This window comes from uncultured Bifidobacterium sp., from assembly GCF_949292005.1.
Lineage (GTDB): Bacteria > Actinomycetota > Actinomycetes > Actinomycetales > Bifidobacteriaceae > Bifidobacterium.
Genome location: NZ_CASEXV010000050.1, coordinates 1 through 8,015 on the forward strand (window position 1 = coordinate 1; position 8,015 = coordinate 8,015).

Annotated in this window: 6 protein-coding genes; 3 read left to right on the forward strand and 3 right to left on the reverse strand. The window is 64.7% G+C overall.

Annotation, left to right across the window (positions count from 1 at the left end):
* The coding region (locus tag Q1X90_RS03540; RefSeq protein WP_300766594.1) for a trypsin-like peptidase domain-containing protein at positions 1 to 1,677 on the forward strand (1,677 nt) is incomplete at its 5' end.
* A gap of 64 nt (positions 1,678 to 1,741) precedes the next feature.
* Here Q1X90_RS03540 and Q1X90_RS03545 read toward each other — a convergent pair.
* The 3 genes from Q1X90_RS03545 to pdxS form a co-directional block, all read right to left on the reverse strand.
* Positions 1,742 to 3,238, reverse strand: coding sequence for a PLP-dependent aminotransferase family protein (locus Q1X90_RS03545; RefSeq protein ID WP_300766596.1), 1,497 nt, complete (start codon positions 3,236 to 3,238; stop codon positions 1,742 to 1,744).
* A 106-nt stretch (positions 3,239 to 3,344) separates the two neighbouring features.
* Positions 3,345 to 3,956 carry a pyridoxal 5'-phosphate synthase glutaminase subunit PdxT gene (pdxT, locus tag Q1X90_RS03550; RefSeq protein WP_300766598.1) on the reverse strand — a complete coding sequence of 204 codons (612 nt, stop codon included), beginning with the start codon at positions 3,954 to 3,956 and terminating at the stop codon, positions 3,345 to 3,347.
* A 3-nt stretch (positions 3,957 to 3,959) separates the two neighbouring features.
* On the reverse strand, positions 3,960 to 4,877 hold the full coding sequence (pdxS, locus tag Q1X90_RS03555; protein WP_300766600.1) for a pyridoxal 5'-phosphate synthase lyase subunit PdxS: 918 nt from the start codon (positions 4,875 to 4,877) through the stop codon (positions 3,960 to 3,962).
* Between the two features lie 287 nt (positions 4,878 to 5,164).
* Here pdxS and Q1X90_RS03560 point away from each other — a divergent pair, with 287 nt between their 5' ends.
* The gene (locus Q1X90_RS03560) at positions 5,165 to 7,270 is read left to right on the forward strand and encodes a heavy metal translocating P-type ATPase (protein ID WP_300766602.1); all 2,106 of its coding nucleotides are present in this window, start codon (positions 5,165 to 5,167) and stop codon (positions 7,268 to 7,270) included.
* 40 nt (positions 7,271 to 7,310) lie between these two features.
* Positions 7,311 to 8,015: FAD-dependent oxidoreductase (locus tag Q1X90_RS03565; protein WP_300766604.1), on the forward strand; the 705-nt coding region annotated here is incomplete at its 3' end.

An 8,015-nucleotide genomic window follows, 5' to 3' on the forward strand; every position in this document is an offset into this window, starting at 1 on the left:
ACCGCGTATTCGACGCAGGAGGCGGATGATGGGGTGCCTCAGCCTCAGCCTCAGCCGGAGTCTCAGCCTCAACAGAACGGCTACTACCGCCCCGCTCCCCAGTACGGCGCGTATGCACCGACCGCGTCGGGCTCGGATCAGGGGCAGAATGGGGTGAACGGGCCCGTGCAGAATCCGACCCAGCGCATACCCATGGGAGCCGCGCAGAACCCGGAGTCGGTAGATCAGTCGCAGGCTCCGATGCCGAATGCCGGCAACCGCAACCCGTATGTCATGCCCACGGGGAATCCGTTCACGAACAACACCGATCCCCGTTCGTCCGCGCCGGGACAGCAGGAACAGCAGGGGCCGTGGGGTCCCGGCGGTCCTCAAGGACCACAGGATCCGGCGATGATGGGGCGGTTGCCTGAGGGGTTCGGCGGCGGACGGCCCGTCCAGCGTCGGACCGCCGGCAACGTGATCGTCGCGGTCGTCGCGGCCCTCGTGTCGGCCGTTCTGTGCCTAGGCGTCGGATATGCCGCCCTGACTCAGGGGTGGGTGACCGTGCCGACGTCGGGATCGCTGTCCAGCGTCAGCTCGAACACGTCCGGATCGGGCACCGCCTCCGCGAAGACCGGAAGCGCCATCGATTGGGCCGCCGTCGCGAAGGACGTCTCCTCGTCGGTGGTGTCCATCCAGACCACCCTCTCGAACGGAACCGCCAAGGGGTCGGGGGTCATCATCAACACCAAGGGCTACATCGTGACCAACAACCACGTCATCTCCGACGCCACATCCATCGAGGTGACCCTGGCGAATGGACAGATGTACACGGCCAAGGTCGTGGGTACGGACTCTACGACGGATCTGGCAGTCATCAAGCTGGAGAACCCTCCCAGCGACCTGACGGCGGTGGAGTTCGCGGACTCCGATAACCTCGCGGTGGGGGAGGCCGTCATGGCCATCGGCAATCCTCTGGGATACGACGACACCGCCACCACGGGCATCGTGTCCGCGCTGAACCGCCCCGTTTCGGTGGAGGACGACAATAACTCCGAAATCGTGACCAACGCGGTCCAGATCGACGCGGCGATCAACCCCGGCAACTCCGGTGGCCCGACGTTCAATGCGGCCGGACAGGTCATCGGAATCAACTCGTCCATCGCCTCGACGGCCACGTCCAGCTCCGAGGCGGGATCCATCGGCATCGGATTCGCGATTCCGTCGAACCTCGTCAAGAAGGTCGCGAACCAGATCATCAAGAACGGATCGGCCAAGCACGTCATGCTCGGCGTCACCATCACCAGCGACACCGTCACCGCGGATGGCGTGACGCGTGGAGGCGCGAAGATAACGTCCTCCAACGGAAGCGCCGGAGTGGTGTCCGGAAGCCCCGCGGCCAAGGCCGGCCTGAAGGTCGGTGACACCATCGTCGCCTTCAACGGCGAGGCGGTCGGCAACAGCTATTCCCTGCTGGGATTCGTCCGGGCCGCGTCTCTGGGCGACAAGGCCACCCTCACCGTGGTACGGGACAGCAAGACGATCGCGGTGGATGTGACGCTGGACCAGCAGGAGTCGACCAGCAGCAGCTCGAGCAGCAGCGGCAACAGCAGTGGAAACAGCAACAATGAGAACAACAACAACGACGACGGCAGCGGAGACGACGGGGGTCTCTTCGATCCCTTCGGACTCTGGTAGATCCGGCGGGCCCGGGCCGTCGCGCGACGGCCCGGCGCTTTGACGGGAACGATGTCCGCGACGATCATTCGTCGCGGACATCGGCCATTCGTGCGGCATGCGCGCACACGATTCCGATTCCCCGCGCCACATCCGAGGTGTCCGGTCGCGCGAAGTTCAACCGTATATGCCTGTCGTCACCGGCTTCGACGGAGAATATGGCACCGGGCATGAACGTCACCCCATCGGCGCGGCATGCGCGCAGAAGCGTCTCGGCCCTGACGCCTTCGGGAAGTCGGGCCCAGACGTAATAGCCTCCATGGGGATCGTGCCATGTCATTCCCCGCGGCGCATGCCGTCGCAGCGCGTCCTCCATGAGATCGCGTCGACGGCGGTATGTCTTGACCAGAGCGGACACGTGGCGATCGATGGTGTCCCCTCGGAGAAGCTCGATGCAGATCCGCTGCGACGATGCGCTTGTGCGCTGGTCGATCATCCTGCGAAGTGCCGCCAGTCGTGAGATGACGTTTCCGTCGGCCTCGATCCAGCCCGTCCTCAATGCCGGAGCCACCGTCTTCGAGAACGTGGACAGATAGATCACGTATCCGGAGTTCTCCATGCCAGCCAGCGGAATCGGGGTCTCCCCTTCGTAGCGCAGATCGCCATAGGGATCGTCCTCGAGGATCAGACATTGATGCTTGATCGCGGTCTCCACCAGAGCGCGTCTCCGCTCGGCCGGTAGCGTCCTGCCGGTCGGATTCTGGAAGGTGGGGATGGTGTAGATCATCTTGGGATGGAGCCTTGAGCAATAGGCCTCGAGCATGTCGATGCGGATGCCGTCCCCGTCGGTGGGGACTCCCACGATTCGCGCCTGCGCCGAGCGGAACGCCTGCAGAGCGGGGAAGAAGGTGGATTCCTCGGTGAGGATAACGTCACCGGGGTTGATGAGGGTGCGCACGCATAAATCTATGCCCTGCTCGGAGCCGGAGAGGACCATGATGTTGAAGGCGCCGCAGCTCACGCCGCGTTGGGACATCCGTGCCGCCAGCAGTTCGCGCAGTTCGTCGAACCCCTCGATGGGGGACTCGGGCTTGCCGTCGAAGGCGTGGGACGCGAAGGCCTTCGAGCTGATGCGTCGAAGCAGGTCGTCGGGGATGTCCTTCGGGTTGGGTGATCCCGTCGCGAAGTCGATTCCCGAGCCCGGATCCTGCGCCATGTTTGCCGAGGCGATGTCGTGGTAGGTGAACCTGTTCGAGTAATCGCTGAAGAGAATCGGCCACGGGGGCGACGTGTGGACGCGGTCGGATTCCGCGTCGGCCGTCGGCTGCGGATCATGGAGGTCCCGTTCGGGACGCACGAACGTGCCACGACCGGTCATGGAGACGATAAGGCCTTCGGAACGAAGCTGGTCGTACGCCTGCATGACGGTGGCCCTGTTGACCCCGAGGTCGTGGGCCAGGGACCGTTCCGGCGGAAGGCGGTATCCGGCCACCATATGGCCGCCCAGAATCAGGCTGCGGATTTCCCCGGCGATCTGGCGGTACAGTGGGACTCCGCTATGTCTGTTCACGGTGACGCGCATGTCTATCCTTCGATGGCCGGCCGGGGAGACCGGACGGGGACGTGATGATGGTTCCGTCGGGACTCCGAGGGCGGAGTATGCCCATCACCGGCCATCATAACGGCCATCATAAGGAGAGGAACAGCTCGTGGATTCGGGTGTCCGACGTGAGCTCGGGATGGAATGCCATGGCGAGGATGGATCCCTGGCGCAGCCCCACGGGATGTCCGTCGACTTGCGTCTCCACGGTGACGTCCGCGCCCGTATCCGCCACATAGGGGCCGCGGATGAACACCAGCGGCACGTCGCCGATATCGCCGAACGACCCCGTCGTGGAGAAGCTTCCCAGCTGCCGTCCGTAGGCGTTGCGACGGACCGTGGCATGCAGGACGCCGAAGTAGACGGAATCGTCATTCTCCAGGTGTTCGGCGAGCAGGATCATGCCGGCGCAGGTGCCCAGAACGGGTCGTCCCTGACTCAGATGTCGGGATATCGGCGCATCGAGTCCGGTGGAGCGGAGGAGCCGTCCCTGCGTGGTGCTTTCGCCCCCGGGCAAGATGACCCGGGTGATGGAATCGTCCCAGTCATCCGCGGATCGCAGGAGCCGCCACGGGGCGTCGATGGCGTCCAGCATCGCGGCGTGCTCGGCGAAGGCGCCCTGGACCGCGACGATTCCGGTCACGTCGTCGCCTTGGAGGCGCGACCGCTCCTTGGTGATGTATTCGGCGGCGAGAACCATCGCCTACTCTCCCCTCTTGGCCATCAGAGTGGTTATCTCGTCCTCGTTGATGCCCACCATCGCCTCGCCGAGGTTCTCCGACAGGCGAGCGATCTTGTCCGAATCGCGCCAGTCCGCCGTCGCCTGCACGATCGCCGCCGCGCGCTTGGTCGGGTCCCCGGACTTGAAGATGCCCGATCCGACGAACACGCCCTCGGCACCCAGCTCCATCATGAGCGCGGCGTCGGCGGGAGTGGCGATGCCTCCGGCGGCGAAGTTGACCACGGGAAGACGGCCGTTGCCGTGGACGTACCGGGCGAGATCCAGGGGCACGGCGAGCTCCTTGGCGGTCTCGAACACCTCGTCGTCGCGCAGGGCCGCAAGCTGGCGGATCTGCCTGTTCATCGTGCGCATGTGCCGCACGGCCTGGATGACGTCGCCGGTGCCGGGCTCGCCTTTGGTCCGGATCATCGAAGCGCCTTCGGCGATGCGTCTCAGGGCCTCGCCCAGATTCTTCGCCCCGCAGACGAAGGGAACGGAGAAGCGCGTCTTGTCGATGTGGTGGACGTCGTCGGCGGGGCTGAGCACCTCGGACTCGTCGATGTAATCGATGTCGATGGCCTGCAGAATGCGGGCCTCGACGATATGCCCGATGCGCACCTTGGCCATCACCGGGATCGATACGGCTTTCTGGATGCCGTGAATCATCGCCGGGTCGCTCATGCGCGACACCCCGCCGGCCGCGCGGATGTCCGCCGGGATGCGCTCGAGCGCCATCACCGCGCAGGCACCGGCGTCCTCGGCGACGCGGGCCTGATCGGGGGTGGTCACGTCCATGATGACCCCACCCTTGAGCATCTGAGCCAGATTGCGGTTGAGCTCCGCTCTGTCTGGCGCCTCGGACCGTTCCGGTGCGGTATCGTTCGTCTGTGATGATGCCATGATCGTCCTTTCCCTCATGATGATGCCGCTCGTCAGCCTAGAATCGGCGCCTTCGTCGCAACAGGTCCAATCCGGGAGTTTGAGACCCAGCCAATCCCTTGTGGTATCCTGCCAATCAGGCCACGATGCGTGTGGCCGTTGGCGGATTAATCCGCCTGCATAACTGAAGATGTCATCTTTACGCCGTGTATCGAGCAGCGCCCCGTGTGCCGTCGATGGGTTAACAAGGCGTGCCATGCCGCCTCCGGCAGTTTCCCGGGGACGATACATCCGCGTAAGGAGAATCGATGCGTCGCATCGTCGATCGTGTTTCCCAGGTGCCCATGCTCGCGGTCACCGTTATCTCAGTCTTTCCCATCGCCCTGTTATGGGGCGTGCGCTGGGGATGGACGCCATTCCAACGGACCTGGCTCCCCTCGATTGGACAGAGCGTGGTCGTCGCCGTGGTCGTCGCCACGGTGGTCCCGATGGTCGTCGACGTGGCATCCGATCTCCTCCACGGCAAGGCGGGAGTGGACGTGCTCGCCATCATGGCGCTCGTCTCCACGCTTCTCGTCGGACAGTACTGGGCCAGCTGGGCTGTTGCTCTTATGGTGTGGTCGGGCGATGCGATCGAACGATACGCGAACGGTCGGGCCACATCGAGTCTTAATGCCTTGGTGTCCGCCGCTCCCAGACAGGCTCATGTGGTCACCCTTCGGGGAGTGGGCTCATCCGGACGCGCACGCGATGTCGATGGATGGAGAAGCACGGGAGATTCGATATCGAGGGGGGGATTATCCTCCACCCAAAGTCCTCAGCCGGACTCCGGAATAGATGACCACTTCCGCACGGTTCCCGTCGATGAGGTTGGTGTCGGTGATGTCGTCCTCGTGCTGCCCGGCGAGATCGTTCCCGTCGATGGCAGTCTGCTCAGCGTCAGCGCCATCCTGGATCTGAGCAGCATCAACGGGGAATCCGTCCCGCGCGAGGTGTTCGCCGGAGCAAGGGTGCTGTCCGGAGCCGTGAACGGAGCCACGGCGATCACGGTCAAGGCCACGCGAGTGTCGGCCGATTCGCAGTATCAGCGCATCCTCGCGATGGTCGCGGACGCCCAGGAGTCGCGTGCCCCCGCGGTTCGCATCGCGGACAGCCTGGCAGTCCCCTTCACCGTGGCGTCCCTTCTCATAGCGGGCGTCGCCTGGGCCCTATCCGGCACCCCACTGCGGTTCGCTCAGGTCCTCGTCCTCGCCACCCCATGCCCGCTGCTGATTGCGGCGCCGGTGGCCTTCGTCGCGGGGACGGGACGTCTGGCCAGAGCCGGCATCCTCGTGAAAAGCCAGGATGCTCTCGAGGCATTGGCGCACGTTGGCCATGTCTTCTTCGACAAGACGGGAACGCTTACCTCGACCGTCCCTCAGGTCGTTGGCGTCGACATGGTTCCCGGGTCGGTCAGACCGCAGGGATTGTCGGGCGAGTGGGATGCCGACAGGATCCTGGAGCTTGCCGGCGTGGTCGAGACATATTCCGTGCATATTCTGGCCAAGGGCATGGCGCGGGCCGGATCCGAGGCGTCGGGCCGTCGGCGGGGGAATCATCGCCGGCCGGTTGTCACCGGCGTGCGCGAGGACGCCGGCAATGGGATCCAGGCCGATGTGGACAGCGTCCAGGTGCGTGTCGGGCGGTCTGGCTTCGTCTCCGACCAGGACGCAGGCGGCGTCAAGGACGTCCACGGATGGCGTCCGCTGGAGCCCGATGAGATGGTCGCCTACGTGTCCTGCGATGGTGCTCTGGCCGCGCGCGTCGTCATGCGCGACCTTCCCCGGGCGAATTCGCGTTCGACCTTGGATGCGCTGCGCGGCATGGGGGTGGATCTGACCATGGTGACGGGAGACAGGGCCGAGTCCGCACGGGTCATCGCCGATGAGGTCGGCATCGACGACGTGCGCGCCGATCTGCTCCCGCAGGACAAGGTCGCCGTGGTCTCCGGCGGCGGTGCAGGGCGTTCACGGTCCCGCACCGCCACCATGATGGTGGGCGACGGCGTCAATGACGCCCCGGTACTCGCCGCAGCCGACGTCGGTATGGCGATGACGGACGGAACCGCCACGGCCGCCGCCGATTCCGCCCCGGCCGTCATCATGAACGACGACATCGCTTCCGTGTACCGGGCGCTGTCGATTGCGCGTCGAACCACACGAGTGATGCTTCAGGCGGTGGTCGGCGGGCTTCTGCTGGCGCTTCTGGGCATGGTCGCCGCGGCCTTTGATCTTATTCCCGTCGTGGTCGGGGCGTTCCTTCAGGAAGGCATCGATGTGGTGTCGATTCTTTGGGCGCTGACCGCGTTGGTCGACGTCCCGCACCCGACCTCCGTGGTCGACGATGGCGATGTCCTCGTGCCCCATCTCGCGTGACCCCTGCCGTAATGGCGTCGATTGCATTAGGCTAGAGCGCGTGACTGAGAACTCTGAACTTCGCATCGCCGTCATCGGCGCCGGCCCGGCTGGTGTCTACTCGTCCGACATCTTTCTGCGTCAACTGCGCAAAATCGGCGCGGACATGGGGTTGGGCGACAAAGCCCGCATCGATCTTTTCGAGAAGCTTCCCGTCCCGTTCGGGCTCGTCCGCTACGGTGTGGCGCCCGACCATCCCAGTATCAAATTCATCGCGGACGCGTTGGAGAAGACGCTCGACAATCCCGACATCCATCTGTACTGCGATGTCGAGTTCGGCAAGGATCTCACGTTGGAGGACCTGCTGGAGCGATACGACGCGGTTCTGTTCGCAACCGGGGCGGTGGAGGACAAGCCGCTTCCCATTCCGGGAACGGAACTTGACGGCGTCTACGGGGCAGCGCGCTTCGTGGAATGGTATGATGGATACCCCACCGGAGCTCGGCAATGGCCGTTGGATGCGGAGAGCGTGGCCGTCATCGGTGGCGGCAACGTCGCGATGGATGTGGCCCGCGAGCTTATGCGTGACGCCGACGATCTGAAAAGTCGCACCGACATCCCCGACAACGTCTACGAAGGCATCAAGGCCAACAAGGCCCGTGAGCTCCATCTGCTCGTCCGTCGTGGAGTCGCCCAGGCGAAGTTCTCGGTGCAGGAGCTTCGCGAGCTGGAGAAGCTTCCCGGAGTCCAGTTGATCATCGACGAG

Bases quoted from the DNA above. Each gene is read 5' to 3' on its own strand.
- Q1X90_RS03545 (WP_300766596.1), bottom strand. From the start codon at position 3,238: ATGCGCGTCACCGTGAACAGACATAGCGGAGTCCCACTGTACCGCCAG.
- pdxT (WP_300766598.1), bottom strand. From the start codon at position 3,956: ATGGTTCTCGCCGCCGAATACATCACCAAGGAGCGGTCGCGCCTCCAA.
- pdxS (WP_300766600.1), bottom strand. From the start codon at position 4,877: ATGGCATCATCACAGACGAACGATACCGCACCGGAACGGTCCGAGGCG.
- Q1X90_RS03560 (WP_300766602.1), top strand. From the start codon at position 5,165: ATGCGTCGCATCGTCGATCGTGTTTCCCAGGTGCCCATGCTCGCGGTC.